The sequence below is a fragment of the Streptomyces sp. CRN 30 genome (genome assembly GCF_034105845.1).
In genome coordinates this window covers 18,633-32,714 of sequence record NZ_JAVRHI010000491.1, presented here as the reverse complement: position 1 = coordinate 32,714, position 14,082 = coordinate 18,633, and the positions used below count along the sequence as shown (strand labels likewise).

Here is a 14,082-nt window from a genome sequence, read left to right as displayed (position 1 = left end):
TTGCGTAGAGGCGTCGGACAGCTGATCGGACAGTTGATTCGGACAGGAAGCGAGGGACGGACGTGTCGGAACCGACCGTCGTCATGGCCGCCGCCGTGGCCGCGGACTACTTCCGGTCGTACTCGGTCGTCGGACTGCTCGCCGTCGTCGGCGTGCTGTTCGTGGCCGTGGCCTTCGGAGCGGGCCGCCTGCTGCGGCCGGTGGTCCCCACCCCCGAGAAACTCCTCACCTACGAGTGCGGGGTCGACCCCGTCGGCGAGGGCTGGGCCCACACCCAGGTCCGCTACTACGTCTACGCGTTCCTGTACGTCGTCTTCGCCGTCGACTCGATCTTCCTCTTCCCCTGGGCGACGGTCTTCGCCGCCCCCGGGTACGGCGCGACGACGCTCGTGGAGATGTTCGTCTTCCTCGGCTTCCTGGCCGTGGGCCTGCTGTACGCATACAAGAAGGGCGTCCTGGCATGGACGTGACCCCCGAGCCCGCCGCCGGGCCCCCGGCCCCCGAGCCTGTTCTTCTGCCGGAGCCCAAGCGGCTCGGCGCGCTCGCCCGCCTCGCACCCGAGCCGATGAAGGTCGTCCTCAACTGGGGCCGCCGCTACTCCCTGTGGGTCTTCAACTTCGGACTCGCCTGCTGCGCGATCGAGTTCATCGCCGCGTCGATGTCCCGGCACGACTTCATCCGCCTCGGCGTCATCCCGTTCGCGCCGGGCCCGCGCCAGGCCGACCTGATGGTCGTCTCCGGCACGGTGACGGACAAGATGGCCCCGGCCGTCAAACGGCTCTACGAACAGATGCCCGAGCCGAAGTACGTCATCTCCTTCGGCGCGTGCAGCAACTGCGGCGGCCCCTACTGGGACTCCTACTCCGTGACCAAGGGCGTCGACCAGATCATCCCCGTCGACGTCTACGTCCCCGGGTGCCCGCCCCGCCCCGAAGCGCTGCTCCAGGGCATCCTCAAGCTTCAGGAGAAGATCGCGGCGGAGTCGCTGGGGGAGCGGTACGCGGAGCCCCGGCCGTCGCCGGCGGCGCTGCGCAGCGGGTTGGTACGGGGACCGGAGACGCCGGGGTCCGGGCCGGGGGAGGGCCGATGACCGTGGTCGGCTGGCTGCCCGTGGGCGTCGGTGAACTGTTCGGACCCGACGCCACCGCCGAGGAGTCGTACGAGGTCCTGACGGTCGACGTCCCCCCGGTGGACTGGATCACCGCCCTGGAGACCGCCCGCGACCGGCTCGGCTGTACGTACTTCGACTGGCTGAGCGCGGTCGACGAACCCGGCACCGGGTTCCGCGTCGCCGCCCACGTCGCCGCGCTCTCCCCGCTGCGGCGCCTGCTGCTGCGCACGACCGTCCCGCACGAGGCCCCCGTCCTGCCCACCGCCGTGGGCGTCTACGCCGGTGCCGCCTGGCACGAACGCGAGACCCACGAGATGTTCGGCGTCGTCTTCGAGGGCCACCCGGCCCTGGACCACCTGCTCCTGCCGGAGACCTTCGAGGGCAACCCCCTGCGCAAGGACTTCGTCCTCGCCGCCCGCGTCGCCAAGGCGTGGCCCGGCGCGAAGGAACCCGGCGAGTCGACGCCGGGCGGCGGCCCCCGACGCCGCCAGATGCTCCCTCCGGGCGTGCCCGATCCCAATGAGTGGGGCCCCATGAAGGGCCGGCTCCCCGCCGCTCCGACGCGGGGCGCGGGCCGCACGACGGGCCGCACGGCGGGCCGCACGGAGGGCCGCACCGGCACACCTGGGGAAGACCGTGCTGCGGGTCGTGTCGAGGCGACTGGGGGAGACGGTGCGCCGGGTCGTGCCGGGGCGGCTGGAGAGCGTCCGGCACGGGCGGCGGGCGAACGTCCCGTACGGCGGACCCGTACGGCGGCCGGGGGGTCGGCCAGCCAGACGGAAGAGGCATCGGCATCGGCCTCGGCGAGCGCGAGTGCGCGGGGGCCGGAGGCCCCGGCGACTCCGAACAGCGAGGTGTCGGGGCCTCCGGCGAGCCCCAGCGGTGAGGCGTCGGTGACTCCGGCGGCTCCGGCGGCTCCGCCGAGTCCGAGCAGTGAGGCATTGGCGGCTCCGGCGAGCCCGAGCGGTGAGGCGTCGGCGGCTCCGGTGTCCCCGGCGCCCCGGCGGGCGCGGAGCGCGAGCGAGGGGTCGGCGTCGCAGAGGCCGGGGGCCGCCGGCCGCACCGGTACTCCCCGCCGCTCCCGCAGCGCGTCGGGGGGTTCAGCGAGCCAGCGGGCGAACCCGGAGACCCAGGACGAGGCCCCGAAGGCTCCCGCCCCCGTTCCTCCCACTTCTCCCGCTCCTCCCACTCCGCCCGCTCCTCCTGCCGCACCGCGCAGCTTGGACGCCCCGTGGCACCACGCCCGCCCGGCCTTCGACGACCAGGAAACCCCGCCCGCACCGGACGGCGCGGACGGCGCGGACGAGCCCAGCACCCCGCCCGGACCGGACGACCCGACTACCTCCCCCGCACCGGACGACACGTCCGCATCCGACCATCAGGACACCCCTCCCGGAGGCCCGCGGTGAACGACGCGCTCGACGTCATCCTGCGCCTCCTGATCGTCTTCGTCGTCTTCCTCGCGTTCCCGCTGATCGTCGGCCAGACCGAGCACAAGGTGATGGCCCACATGCAGGGCCGCCTCGGCCCGATGTACGCCGGCGGCTTCCACGGCTGGGCCCAACTCGTCGCCGACGGCGTCAAGTTCGCGCAGAAGGAGGACGTGGTCCCGGCAGCCGCCGACCGCCGCGTCTTCCAGCTCGCCCCGGCCGTCGCCCTCCTGCCGTACCTCCTGGTACTCCTCGCCGTCCCCGTGGGCCCCGGCGAGGGAGCCGTCGGCCAGGCGATCGACGCCGGTGTCTTCTTCGTGCTCGCCGTGATGGGCGTCGGAGTCCTCGGCTCCCTGATGGCCGGCTGGGCCTCCGCCAACAAGTTCTCCCTTCTCGGCGGCCTCCGCACCGCCGCCCAGCTCCTCGCCTACGAACTCCCGATGCTGCTCGCCGCCGCCTCGGTCGCCATGGCCGCCGGCACGGTCTCGCTCACCGGCATCCTCGACGCCTTCGCGTGGTGGTGGCTGCCCTGGCAGATCATCGGCGCGCTCGTCTTCTTCGTCGCGGGTCTGGCCGAACTCCAGCGCCCGCCCTTCGACATGCCCGTCGCCGACTCCGAGATCATCTTCGGCGCGTACACCGAGTACACCGGCCTGCGTTTCGCGCTGTTCCTCCTCGCCGAGTACGCCGGGATCGTCGTCCTGTGCGGCCTGACCACCGTCCTCTTCCTGGGCGGCTGGCACGGCCCGTGGGGTGCCGACGGCCTCGGCTGGGTCTGGACCCTGCTGAAGACCGCCGTCCTCGCCTTCGTCGTGATCTGGCTCCGCGTCACCTACCCCCGTCTCCGCGAGGACCAGCTCCAGAAGCTCTCCTGGAGCCTCCTCGTCCCTCTCGCCCTCGTCCAGATCGCCCTCACCGGCATCGTCAAGGTGGTGATCCAGTAACCATGGCCCCCGTTCCAGGAAGTGGTCTGGCCAAGGGCCTGGCCGTCACCCTGCGCACGATGACGAAGAAGACCGTCACCGAGCAGTACCCGGACGTCCAGCCCGACCTCCCGCCCCGCACCCGCGGCGTGATCGGCCTCTTCGAGGAGAACTGCACGGTCTGCATGCTGTGCGCCCGCGAGTGCCCGGACTGGTGCATCTACATCGACTCCCACAAGGAGACGGTGCCCCCGGCCGCCCCCGGTGGCCGCGAGCGCAGCCGCAACGTCCTCGACCGCTTCGCCATCGACTTCTCCCTCTGCATGTACTGCGGTATCTGCATCGAGGTCTGTCCTTTCGACGCCCTGTTCTGGTCACCCGAGTTCGAGTACGCCGAGACCGACATCCGCGAACTCACCCACGAGCGCGACAAGCTCCGCGAGTGGATGTGGACCGTCCCGGCCCCGCCCGCCCTCGACCCCGCCGCGGAGGAACCGAAGGAACTCGCCGCCGCCCGCAAGTCCGCCGAGAAACTGGCCACCCAGCAGGCCGTCCTAGAGGCCACCCAGGAGGCCGCCCAGCAGGAGGGCCCGGAATGACGCTCTCCGCCGCGACCCACGGCTTCCTCTCCCCGACCGGCGTCGAGATCACCTTCCTGCTCGTCGGCCTGATCACCTTCGGCGCGGCGCTGGTCACCGTGACCACGCGCCAACTCGTCCACGCCGCCCTCTGGCTGGTCGTCGCCCTCGGCGGTCTCGCCGTCGAGTACCTCCTGCTCACCGCCGAGTTCATCGCCTGGGTACAGGTCCTCATCTACGTCGGTTCCGTCGTCGTCCTCCTGCTCTTCGGACTGATGCTCACCAAGGCCCCCATCGGCCGCTCCCCGGACGCCGACTCCGGCAACCGCTGGGCGGCGCTGACCGTCGCCGTCCTCGCCGCGGCGGCCCTGGTGTGGGTGGTCGTCGACGCGTTCCGCACGACCTGGATCGACCTGGACGGCCCGGCCGCCGGCTCCACCGCCGTCACCGGGGCCAGCCTCTTCCAGCACTGGGTCCTCCCCTTCGAGGCCCTCTCCGTCCTCCTCCTCGCCGCCCTGGTCGGCGCGATCGTCCTCTCCCGCAAGTCCGGGGACCCCGAGCCGGACCCCGACAGCCTCCGGAGCGACCGGAGTGACGGGAGCAACCGGAGCGACCGAACCGCCCGAACCGACGACCGAACCGCCCGAACCGACGACCGGAGCGACCCGGAAGGCAGCCGCTGATGCACCTCGCCTATCCCGCCGTTCTCTCCGCCCTCCTCTTCTGCACCGGCCTGTACGGCGTCCTCGCCCGCCGCAACGCGATCCTGGTCCTGATGTCCGTCGAGCTGATGCTCAACGCGGTCAACCTCAACCTCGTCGCCTTCGACGTCTGGCTCAGCCGGGCCGCCGAGGACACGCTGCACTCCGGGCAGGCCCTGACCCTGTTCACCATCGCCATCGCCGCCGCCGAGATCGGCATCGGCCTGGCGATCGTCCTCGCCGTCCACCGCAACCGGGGCACCGCGGACATCGACAAGCTCCGCGACACCGCCGAACACCCCGACGACGGCACGGACGGCCCCGGCGACGGCACGGACGGCACCGACGGCCCCGGTGAGGGCCCTGACGACGACCCCACCGCGCCCGGCCGGCCCCGCCGCCCCGGGCGGGCCGAGAAGGCTGAGGCCACCGCGTGACCACGACCACCCTCGCCGTCCTCGTCCCCCTCCTTCCGTTCCTGGGCGCGGCCGCCGGCCTCCTCCTGGGCCGCACCGCACCCGGGTTCGTCCGCCCGCTCGCCGTCCTGCCGACGCTCGCCGCGCTCGTCCTCGCCGTACTGGTCGCCGCACGCCAGGGCGGCGGCCGCGCCCTGGACGCCGTCACCGAACTGACGCCGACCGGATCGGTCCCCGTCGAACTCGCCCTGCACATCGACGGCTTCGCCGCCCTCGTCGCCGTACTGGTCGCCCTGGTCGCCACCTGCGTGCAGCTCTACTCCACCGGCTACCTGCGCGACGACCCGCGCTACCCCTCGTACGCCGCCCTCGTCTCCCTCTTCACCTCCGCGATGCTCCTCGTCGTCTACTCCGGCGACCTGATCGTGCTGCTGGTCGGCTGGGAGATCATGGGCATCTGCTCCTACTTCCTCGTCGGCCACTACTGGGAGACCCCGGAGGCGCGCGCCGCCTCCCTCAAGGCCTTCCTGGTGACCAAGCTCGGCGACGTCCCCTTCCTCATCGGTCTCTTCGCACTGGCCACCGACGCCGGCTCCTTCCGGATCACCGAGGTGCTCGGCGCGGTCGCGCAGGGCGGACTCGGCCACCCGACCCTGACCGCGCTGCTGCTCCTGGCCGGCGTGGCGGGCAAGTCGGCGCAGTTCCCGCTGCACACCTGGCTCCCCGACGCGATGGCGGGCCCCACGCCCGTCTCCGCGCTGATCCACGCGGCGACGATGGTCGCCGCCGGTGTCTACTTCATCGCCCGGCTCCTTCCGGTCTTCGAGTCCTCGGGCGCCGCGATGACCGTCCTGGCGGTCATGGCGGCGGTGACGATGATCGGCTCGGCGCTCGCCGCCCTCGCCCAGGACGACATCAAACGGGTCCTGGCCTACTCGACGATCGGCCAGCTCGGCTACATGACCGGCGCCCTCGCCGTCGCCGACCGCGGTGCCGCCGTCTTCCACCTCCTGTCCCACGGCGCCTTCAAGGCGCTGCTCTTCCTCGCCGCCGGCGTGATCATCCACGCCGCCGGCACCAACTCGCTCGCCGCCATGTCCCGCATGCGGAACCTGCGCGCCCGCGTCCCGGACGCCTACTGGACGATGACCGTGGCGCTGCTGGCCCTCGCCGCCATCCCGCCCTTCAGCGGCTTCTTCTCCAAGGAGTCCGTCCTCGCCGCCGCCGAACACGTCATCGGCGGCCACACCGAGCACGCCCCCCTCGCCGCGGGCTGGGCCGTCCTCGTCGCCGGTCTGGTCACGGCCCTGCTGACCGCCGCGTACGCGATGCGCCTCTGGCTGCTGGCCTTCCGCGGCCACGGCACCGAGGCTCCCGACCACGGCAGACAGCCGCGCGTCATGAACGCCGTGCTGTGGATCCTGGCGATCCCCTCCCTCGCCTTCGGCGGACTCGCCTTCCGGCTGCTCCCCGACTGGTTCGACGGCCACGGCCTCACCCCGACCCTCACCACCTCCGTGCTCGGCACGGGCGTGGCCCTGGTCGGCGGCATCATCACCTACGGCGCCTGGCAGCACACCACCGCGCTCGCCGCCCGCGTCCCGCTCGGTGCCGTCGCCGCCGACCGGGACGGCGACGCCGGGCTGGTGGAGGCCGAGGCCATCGCCAGCCACCGGCCCGCCTATGGAGACGTGGCCTACGCGCCCGACCCGGCCGACCCCGGCCGGCTCCTCCTGGGCCCGCTGCACCGGCACGCCGCCGTCGGCTTCCACCTCGACGCCCTGTACACGGCGCTCTTCGTCCGCCCGGTCCGGGCCGGAGCGAGCCTCGTACGGTTCCTCGACCGAGAGGTCGTCGAAAACTACGTCCGCGGGGCGGGCACCCTGCCCCGCTGGCTCGGAACGGCCGTCCGCCGCGCCCAGACCGGCAACGTCCAGACCTATGTGAGCGCGCTGCTCGCCGGCACCGTCGTCCTCGCGGTCGCCGCCGTCCTCGTCGCCACGGGAGCGTGAGCAGGCGTGATCGATATCAACGAGTCCGTGATGCGGTTCCTTCTGGCGTTCGTCGTCGTCGGCCCGCTCCTCGGCGCCGTCACCGCCCTGCTGCCCGCGCCGCCCGGACTGAAGGGGAAGTCACCCGAGCAGGCCGTGCTGCGGCACGGCGTCACCGTCACCGCCGCCGTCCTCATCGCCGCGATCGCCCTCGCGCTCGGCTTCGACCACGACCAGCCGTCGAAGACGCAGGCCACGACCGACATCAGCTGGATCCCCGCACTCGACGTGCGCGTCCACCTCGGCATCGACGGCATCTCCCTCCCCCTCCTGGTCCTGACCGCGCTGCTGACGTTCCTCTGCGCGCTCTACTCGTACTCCAAGCCGCCCGCGGGCCCCACGCCCAAGGCGTTCGTCGCGCTGCTGCTCCTGCTGGAGACCGGCACCCTCGCCACCTTCGCCGTCCTCGACCTGGTGCTGTTCTTCCTCGCCTTCGAGACGGTCCTGGTCCCGATGTACTTCCTCATCGCCCGGTGGGGCGGTGCGGGCAGGGCCGAGGCCGCCTGGAAGTTCATCCTGTACACGCTCCTCGGCTCGGTGGTCATGCTGCTCGGCCTGCTCCTGATCGGAATCAAGGCGGGCACATTCGACATGGTGGCACTCGCCACTGACAACGGCCGGTCGCTCACCACATCCGTGCAGGTCACCGCCGTACTGGCGATCGGGATCGGGCTCGCCGTGAAGACCCCGATGTGGCCGTTCCACAGCTGGCTGCCCGACGCCCACACCGCCGCGCCGACCGTCGGATCGGTCCTGCTGGCGGGCGTCATGCTGAAGATGGGCACGTACGGTTTCGTCCGGATCCTCCTCCCGGTGGCGCCCGACGGCTTCCGTACCTTCGCGCCGTACCTGGCCGCCTTCGCGGTCGTCGGCATCGTCTACGGATCGCTCGCCTGCCTCTCCCTCGCGCGACGCGGCGCGAAGGGCGACCTCAAGCGGCTGATCGCCTATTCCTCCGTGGGCCACATGGGCTTCGTCCTGCTGGGCATCGCCACCATGACCCCCACCGGCGTCAACGGCGCCCTCTTCGCCAACATCGCCCACGGCCTCATCACCGGCCTGCTCTTCTTCCTGGTCGGCGCCGTGAAGGACCGCACCGGCAGCACCGACCTCGACACCCTGGCCAAGGAGACCGGAGCGGCGCTCTACGGCAAGGCCCCCCGCCTCGGCGGCCTGCTCGCCTTCGCCGCCGTCGCCTCCCTCGGACTGCCGGGCCTCGCCGGTTTCTGGGGCGAGATGCTCGCCCTGTTCGGCGCCTTCGAACCGGCGGCCGGACTCAGCCGCCCCGCCTTCCTCGTCTTCATGTCCGTCGCCGCGTTCGGCACGCTGCTGACCGCCGCGTACATGCTGATCGTGGTCCGCCGTGTCTGCATGGGGGCGACGGACCGGGACGGCCCGGCCCTCCCCGACGTCCGCCGCTACGAGTTCGCGGCCTGGACCCCGCTCGTCGTCCTCACCGTCGTCGCCGGACTGTGGCCCAAGGCCCTCCTGGGGCTGACCGACCCGGCCGTGCAGCAGCTCCTCACAGGAGGCACCCGATGACCTCCCCGGCCCTTCTCCTGGCCGCGTCCCTGGTGCAGTCCGTCGACTGGGTCGCCATCGCGCCGCCCACCGTCGCGGCCGTCGTGGGACTGATCGCGCTGGTCGCCGACCTCTTCCTCAAGGACGGCCGCAAAGCACCGCTCGGCTGGCTGTCGGTGGCAGGACTCGCCGCGTCGCTGCTGCTGCTCCTGCCCTCACTGGACGGCGACCGCAGCACCTTCTGCCTGACCGGCGAAACCGGCGCCACGCGCGCGTGCAGCTACGTGGCCGACCCGTTCACCCTCGTCATCCAGCTCCTCGTGCTCGGCGGCGCCCTCGTGGCCGCCCTGCTGTCGGTCACCACCCTGAAGGACGCCGACCGGCGACTGCCCGAGGGCGAGTACTGGTTCCTGCTGCTCTCCTCGGCCGCGGGCGCCGCCCTGCTGCCCGCCTCCCGCGACCTGGCCACGCTGATCGTCGCCCTGGAGGTCGCCTCCCTGCCGGCCTTCGCCCTGGTCGGCCTGCGCCACGGCGACCGCCGCTCCTCCGAGGCGGCCCTGAAGTTCTTCCTGTCCTCGGTCACCGCGACCGCCGTCAGCCTCCTGGGCGTCAGCTTCGTCTACGCAGCCACCGGCACCCTCCACCTCACCGAGATCGCCGACCGCGTCCAGGACGTCGACGGACAGTTCACCACCCTCGTCCGCACCGGTGTCGTCCTGACCCTCGTCGGCTTCGCCTTCAAGACGGCCGCCGTCCCGTTCCACTTCTGGGTCCCCGACACCTACGTCGGCGCGCCCCTGCCGATCGCCGCCTACCTGTCCGTCGTCGGCAAGGCCGTCGGCTTCTCGGGCATCGCCCTCGTCACCGTCGTCGCGCTTCCGTCGTACGCCGACGTCTGGGGACCGGCCCTGGCCGCGCTCGCCGTACTCACCATGACCGCCGGCAACGCCGCGGCGCTCCGGCAGCGGGCCACGCGCGCGTACAGCGCGGTACGGCTGCTCGCCTGGTCGTCCGTCGGACAGGCCGGCTACCTCCTGGTGCCGCTCGCCGCCGCCGCGTACGCCGACGACCCCGAGCGGCCGGTCGGCTCCACCGTCGCCTACGCCCTCATGTACGGCGCGGTGAACCTCGGCGCCTTCACGGTGGCCGCCCTCGTCGGCCGTACGAAGTCCCTGAACCGCCTCTCCGACTACCGCGGCCTGTACGCGTCGCACCCCCTGGCCGCCCTGCTCCTGGCGTTCTTCCTGCTCTGCCTGGCCGGACTGCCGCCCGGCGTCATCGGCCTGTTCGCCAAGGTCACCGTCTTCTCCGCGGCCGTCGACGCGGGCCTCGGCTGGCTCGCCGTGGTCATGGCCGTCAACGTCGTCATCGCGCTGTACTACTACCTCCGGTGGACGGCCCTGCTCTTCCGCACCCCCGAGGAGACGCGGTCGGCCGAGGGAACGACGGCCGCCGAGGCAACGCCGACCGCCGGAGGAACGCCGACCGCCGGGGTCGGGCTCCGCAAGCACCCCGTACCGGCGGCGCTCACCGCGGCCCTCGCGGTCACCGCCGTCGTCGCCGTCGCCCTCTCCGGAGCCCCCCAGCTGGTCCTGCGCTTCGCGTCCACCGGCCTCTTCTAGGCGCAGCCGCCCGCCACTCACGCGGTGCGCCTCCGTCACCCGGACGGCCGATGTCCGCCGCCGGGACCACCGGGGAACTGGTGGCCTCCGCCTGGCGTTGACCAGTACGGGAGGGTCCACTGGACGTGACACCACGGCACCGGTGGCATCGACAGACCGGGAAGCAACCACAGCGAGCGAGATCAGCAAGCGAAGGGTTCCCCTGCTGCACGATTTGGAGGGCGTACCGTGCACCGCCGGCACAACGGGCTCAGGACCGCAGTACTCCTCGGGGGACTGTCCGCGCTCATCATCGTCATCGGCAGCTTCTTCGGCCGGGCCGGGCTCGTCGTGGCGGTCCTGGTCGCCCTGGGCACCAACGCGTACGCGTACTGGAACAGCGACAAGCTGGCTCTACGCGCGATGCGCGCCCGCCCGGTGAGCGAGTTCGAGGCGCCGGGGCTGTACCGGATGGTCCGCGAGCTCTCCACCCAGGCCCGCCAGCCCATGCCGCGGCTCTACATCTCCCCGACGGAGGCGCCGAACGCCTTCGCCACCGGCCGCAACCCGCGCAACGCCGCGGTCTGCTGCACCGACGGCATCCTGCGCCTCCTCGACGAACGTGAGCTGCGCGGTGTCATCGGCCACGAACTGAGCCACGTCTACAACCGCGACATCCTCATCTCGTCGGTCGCGGGCGCACTCGCCTCCGTGATCATGTTCCTGGTCAACTTCGCCTGGCTGATCCCCATCGGCCGCTCGGACGACGACGACGGCCCCGGCCTCTTCGGCATGCTCCTGATCATGCTCCTCGGCCCACTCGCCGCGAGCCTGATCCAGCTGGCCATCAGCCGTTCCAGGGAGTACGAGGCGGACGCCTCGGGCGCCCAGCTCACCGGAGACCCGCTAGCCCTCGCCGGCGCCCTGCGCAAGCTGGAGGCGGGCACCAAGCAGCTCCCGCTTCCCCCGGAACCCCGCATCGAGACGGCCAGCCACATGATGATCGCCAACCCCTTCCGTCCGGGCCAGGGCCTGTCGAAGATGTTCTCCACCCACCCGCCCATGGCGGAACGCATCGCCCGACTCGAGAAGATGGCAGGTCGCCGGCAGTGAAGACCATCCTCAACGTCATATGGCTCGTCCTGAGCGGCTTCTGGCTGTTCCTCGCCTACCTGCTCGCGGGCGCGCTCCTGTGCGTCACGATCATCGGTATTCCCTTCGGAATCGCGTCCTTCAGGATCGGCGTCTACGCGCTGTGGCCCTTCGGGTACACCACGGTCGAGCGCCGTGACGCGGGGGCGGCGTCCTGCGTGGGCAACGTGCTGTGGCTGGTCCTGGCGGGCTGGTGGCTGGCGCTCGGCCACATCGTCACCGGAATCGCGCTGTGCGTGACGATCATCGGCATCCCGCTCGGCATCGCCAACTTCAAGCTGATCCCGGTCTCCCTGCTCCCGCTGGGCCGCGACATCGTCCGTACCGACCAGCCGTTCACGGCCCGCTGAAGCGGACACGGGGGCGTCACAAGCGCGAAGCCACCCGCACCCCGGTCCCTGTCCCACCGCCCCCTGCAACCACCACGGCCGTCACCGCGTCCTTAACGCCGAGAGCACAGCGCTACGCGCGCAGCGTTTTGCGCGAGCACAGCGAGAAAGGGCAGGTTCAGGGTATGACCGTCATCAGTTGGATCTTCCTGGGGCTGCTGGCCGGCGCCATCGCCAAGTTCCTGCTGCCCGGCCGCGACCCCGGCGGCCTCGTCGGCACCACCCTCATCGGCGTGGCCGGCGCCTTCGTAGGCGGCTGGATATCGTCCCGCTGGCTGGACCACCCCATCACGCAGGACTTCTACGACGGGGCCACCTGGGCCGCGGCGATCGGCGGCTCGCTCGTCCTGCTGATCGCCTACCGCATCCTGTTCGGCCACTCGCGCCGCTGACGCGACCGGTCCCACCCCGTACCGCGGCCGGCGGGCGGGAAAGGGCGGACACCCCAGGGTGCCCGCCCTTCCTCGTACCCGCGGTCGATCACCGGTGGCTCAGCGGTAGTTCACGAACTGCAGCGCGAAGTCGAAGTCCTTGCCCTTCAGCAGGGAGATCACTGTCTGCAAGTCGTCACGGCTCTTGGACGTCACCCGCAGCTCCTCACCCTGCACCTGGGCCTTCACACCCTTGGGGCCCTCATCCCGGATGATCTTCGCCACCTTCTTCGCGTTGTCCTGGGAGATGCCCTCCTCGATCGACGCGAAGATCTTGTACTCCTTGCCGGACAGCTGCGGCTCACCGGCGTCCAGGGACTTCAGCGAGATGCCACGCTTGATCAGCTTGGACTGGAAGACGTCGAGGATGGCGTTGACCCGGTCCTCGGAGTTCGCCTCCATGAGGATCTTGTCGCCGGACCACGAGATCGAGGCACCCACGTTCTTGAAGTCGTAGCGCTGCGAGATCTCCTTGGCGGCCTGGTTGAGGGCGTTGTCGACCTCCTGCCGCTCGACCTTCGAGACGATGTCGAAACTGGAGTCGGCCATGTCCTGTGGCTCCTTGTATCGGGGTGCGTGGGTCGCCCCAGCCTAGCCACCCGCCACCACGCAGGCGCAGATCAATCGGGTGGCGGAGCACCCCTCGGCATCGGGTATTGTTTACGTCGTTGCCACAGAGCACCGCCGCAAGACGGTGTGAAGGGCAGCATCCCAGGCGGTGTGCCCGAGCGGCCAAAGGGAGCAGACTGTAAATCTGCCGGCTCAGCCTTCCCAGGTTCGAATCCTGGCGCCGCCACTTCAGGGAAGACCCCTTCCACCTCGCGGAATCGCGAAGCGGAGGGGGTCTTTGCCGTAGGTCTGTCACAGGGCTGCGGCACACTGTCCCCATGTCGTCCCGTCGCCGCTTCTGCCCCGTGTGCCGCCGCGAGATCGCCGTCGTAGCCGGCCGGTACGCGCGGCACGATCCGCCCGGCGCGCGGGAGACGGGGGAGCTCACGTCCTGCCCCGGCTCCCGCCGGCCGGCTCAGATCGGCGCCGCCCAGCCCACGCTGGACGGGTACGCCGTGCCCGACTTCCCGGGGCAACTCTCGCTGTTCTGAGCGGCTCGCCGGTGGCTCAGTTCCCGGCGACCGACTTCACCGCCACCGACACCGGCGTCGAACCGCTGATCAGCTCCAGCGTCAGCCCCGTCGTGGCCGGGGTGTCCACCAGCTCCGCCAGCACCGACGCCACGTCGTCGCGCGGCACCGGGCCGCGGCCGGTGCGCGCCTCCAGGCGGACGAGACCGGTGCCGGTGTCGTCCGTCAGGGCGCCGGGCCGCAGCACCGTCCAGTCGAGGCCGTCCAGCGAACGGACGTACGCGTCGGCCTCGCCCTTGGCGCGCAGATAGGCGTCGAAGATCTCGTCGCCCTCGTGCTCCGGATCGGCGGCCATCGACGACACGATCACGAAGCGGCGTACGCCCGCCCGGACCGCCGCGTCGGCGAAGAGGACCGCCGCCGCCTTGTCCACCGTCTCCTTGCGGGCCGCCCCGCTGCCCGGACCCGCGCCCGCCGCGAAGATCGCGGCGTCCGCGCCCCGCAGCCGCTCCGCGACCTCGTCCACGGACGACGACTCCAGGTCCAGCACGACCGGTTCGGCGCCGGCCGCACGCAGATCGTCGGCCTGCTCCGGCTTGCGGATGATGCCCGCCACCTCGTCCCCGCGCGCGGCGAGCAGACGCTCCAGCCGCAGCGCGATCTGACCATGACCACCAGCGATGACAATGCGCATGTCTC

16 protein-coding genes and 1 tRNA gene are annotated in these 14,082 nt (G+C 71.6%); 15 read left to right on the top strand and 2 right to left on the bottom strand.

The features are described 5' to 3' along the window. Positions 1 to 62: 62 nt before the first annotated feature. The 13 genes from UW392_RS55440 (at position 63) to UW392_RS55380 (ending at position 12,265) form a co-directional block, all read left to right on the top strand. Positions 63 to 470, top strand: coding sequence for an NADH-quinone oxidoreductase subunit A (locus tag UW392_RS55440; protein ID WP_320783091.1), 408 nt, complete (start codon positions 63 to 65; stop codon positions 468 to 470). After that, a complete protein-coding gene (locus UW392_RS55435) occupies positions 461 to 1,090 on the top strand; it encodes an NADH-quinone oxidoreductase subunit B family protein (RefSeq protein WP_320783090.1) in 630 nt (209 codons plus the stop codon). The genes UW392_RS55440 and UW392_RS55435 overlap by 10 nt, the downstream gene beginning before the upstream one ends. After that, entirely contained in the window at positions 1,087 to 2,520 is a 1,434-nt protein-coding gene (locus tag UW392_RS55430) for an NADH-quinone oxidoreductase subunit C (protein ID WP_320783089.1), read from the top strand. The genes UW392_RS55435 and UW392_RS55430 overlap by 4 nt, the downstream gene beginning before the upstream one ends. Continuing rightward, positions 2,517 to 3,485 carry a complex I subunit 1 family protein gene (locus tag UW392_RS55425; protein WP_320783088.1) on the top strand — a complete coding sequence of 323 codons (969 nt, stop codon included), beginning with the start codon at positions 2,517 to 2,519 and terminating at the stop codon, positions 3,483 to 3,485. Before UW392_RS55430 ends, UW392_RS55425 begins: the two co-directional genes overlap by 4 nt. A gap of 2 nt (positions 3,486 to 3,487) precedes the next feature. Further along, on the top strand, positions 3,488 to 4,063 hold the full coding sequence (locus UW392_RS55420) for an NADH-quinone oxidoreductase subunit I (protein ID WP_320783087.1): 576 nt from the start codon (positions 3,488 to 3,490) through the stop codon (positions 4,061 to 4,063). Continuing rightward, positions 4,060 to 4,725 carry an NADH-quinone oxidoreductase subunit J gene (locus tag UW392_RS55415; protein WP_320783086.1) on the top strand — a complete coding sequence of 222 codons (666 nt, stop codon included), beginning with the start codon at positions 4,060 to 4,062 and terminating at the stop codon, positions 4,723 to 4,725. The genes UW392_RS55420 and UW392_RS55415 overlap by 4 nt, the downstream gene beginning before the upstream one ends. After that, positions 4,725 to 5,180 carry an NADH-quinone oxidoreductase subunit NuoK gene (gene nuoK, locus UW392_RS55410; protein WP_320783085.1) on the top strand — a complete coding sequence of 152 codons (456 nt, stop codon included), beginning with the start codon at positions 4,725 to 4,727 and terminating at the stop codon, positions 5,178 to 5,180. Before UW392_RS55415 ends, nuoK begins: the two co-directional genes overlap by 1 nt. Continuing rightward, positions 5,177 to 7,171, top strand: coding sequence for an NADH-quinone oxidoreductase subunit L (locus UW392_RS55405; RefSeq protein WP_320783084.1), 1,995 nt, complete (start codon positions 5,177 to 5,179; stop codon positions 7,169 to 7,171). Before nuoK ends, UW392_RS55405 begins: the two co-directional genes overlap by 4 nt. A gap of 6 nt (positions 7,172 to 7,177) precedes the next feature. Beyond that, positions 7,178 to 8,752, top strand: coding sequence for an NADH-quinone oxidoreductase subunit M (locus UW392_RS55400; RefSeq protein ID WP_320783083.1), 1,575 nt, complete (start codon positions 7,178 to 7,180; stop codon positions 8,750 to 8,752). After that, complete coding sequence (locus UW392_RS55395; protein ID WP_320783082.1) at positions 8,749 to 10,353, top strand: NADH-quinone oxidoreductase subunit N; 1,605 nt, start codon at positions 8,749 to 8,751, stop codon at positions 10,351 to 10,353. Before UW392_RS55400 ends, UW392_RS55395 begins: the two co-directional genes overlap by 4 nt. Positions 10,354 to 10,581: 228 nt before the next feature. After that, on the top strand, positions 10,582 to 11,445 hold the full coding sequence (gene htpX / locus UW392_RS55390) for a zinc metalloprotease HtpX (protein ID WP_320783081.1): 864 nt from the start codon (positions 10,582 to 10,584) through the stop codon (positions 11,443 to 11,445). Continuing rightward, complete coding sequence (locus tag UW392_RS55385) at positions 11,442 to 11,834, top strand: YccF domain-containing protein (RefSeq protein ID WP_320783080.1); 393 nt, start codon at positions 11,442 to 11,444, stop codon at positions 11,832 to 11,834. Before htpX ends, UW392_RS55385 begins: the two co-directional genes overlap by 4 nt. A gap of 164 nt (positions 11,835 to 11,998) precedes the next feature. Next, positions 11,999 to 12,265 carry a GlsB/YeaQ/YmgE family stress response membrane protein gene (locus UW392_RS55380; protein WP_320783079.1) on the top strand — a complete coding sequence of 89 codons (267 nt, stop codon included), beginning with the start codon at positions 11,999 to 12,001 and terminating at the stop codon, positions 12,263 to 12,265. 99 nt (positions 12,266 to 12,364) lie between these two features. Here the strand turns inward: UW392_RS55380 and UW392_RS55375 are convergent, their stop codons facing one another. After that, positions 12,365 to 12,853 (bottom strand): YajQ family cyclic di-GMP-binding protein, encoded by a 489-nt coding sequence (locus UW392_RS55375; protein WP_320783078.1) that lies wholly within the window; start codon positions 12,851 to 12,853, stop codon positions 12,365 to 12,367. 165 nt (positions 12,854 to 13,018) lie between these two features. Between UW392_RS55375 and UW392_RS55370 the strand changes: the two genes are divergently transcribed. Both UW392_RS55370 and UW392_RS55365 read left to right on the top strand, forming a co-directional pair. Further along, positions 13,019 to 13,100: transfer RNA gene (locus UW392_RS55370), tRNA-Tyr, on the top strand. Positions 13,101 to 13,191: 91 nt separating this feature from the next. Beyond that, complete coding sequence (locus UW392_RS55365; protein WP_320783077.1) at positions 13,192 to 13,404, top strand: hypothetical protein; 213 nt, start codon at positions 13,192 to 13,194, stop codon at positions 13,402 to 13,404. 16 nt (positions 13,405 to 13,420) lie between these two features. Here the strand turns inward: UW392_RS55365 and UW392_RS55360 are convergent, their stop codons facing one another. After that, the gene (locus UW392_RS55360; protein WP_320783076.1) at positions 13,421 to 14,077 is read right to left on the bottom strand and encodes an NAD(P)H-binding protein; all 657 of its coding nucleotides are present in this window, start codon (positions 14,075 to 14,077) and stop codon (positions 13,421 to 13,423) included. Between the last annotated feature and the right edge of the window lie 5 nt (positions 14,078 to 14,082).

Coding starts and splice junctions, on each gene's coding strand:
- UW392_RS55435 (WP_320783090.1), top strand. CDS start 461: ATGGACGTGACCCCCGAGCCCGCCGCCGGGCCCCCGGCCCCCGAGCCT.
- UW392_RS55430 (WP_320783089.1), top strand. CDS start 1,087: ATGACCGTGGTCGGCTGGCTGCCCGTGGGCGTCGGTGAACTGTTCGGA.
- UW392_RS55420 (WP_320783087.1), top strand. CDS start 3,488: ATGGCCCCCGTTCCAGGAAGTGGTCTGGCCAAGGGCCTGGCCGTCACC.
- UW392_RS55415 (WP_320783086.1), top strand. CDS start 4,060: ATGACGCTCTCCGCCGCGACCCACGGCTTCCTCTCCCCGACCGGCGTC.
- nuoK (WP_320783085.1), top strand. CDS start 4,725: ATGCACCTCGCCTATCCCGCCGTTCTCTCCGCCCTCCTCTTCTGCACC.
- UW392_RS55395 (WP_320783082.1), top strand. CDS start 8,749: ATGACCTCCCCGGCCCTTCTCCTGGCCGCGTCCCTGGTGCAGTCCGTC.
- UW392_RS55380 (WP_320783079.1), top strand. CDS start 11,999: ATGACCGTCATCAGTTGGATCTTCCTGGGGCTGCTGGCCGGCGCCATC.
- UW392_RS55375 (WP_320783078.1), bottom strand. CDS start 12,853: ATGGCCGACTCCAGTTTCGACATCGTCTCGAAGGTCGAGCGGCAGGAG.
- UW392_RS55365 (WP_320783077.1), top strand. CDS start 13,192: ATGTCGTCCCGTCGCCGCTTCTGCCCCGTGTGCCGCCGCGAGATCGCC.
- UW392_RS55360 (WP_320783076.1), bottom strand. CDS start 14,077: ATGCGCATTGTCATCGCTGGTGGTCATGGTCAGATCGCGCTGCGGCTG.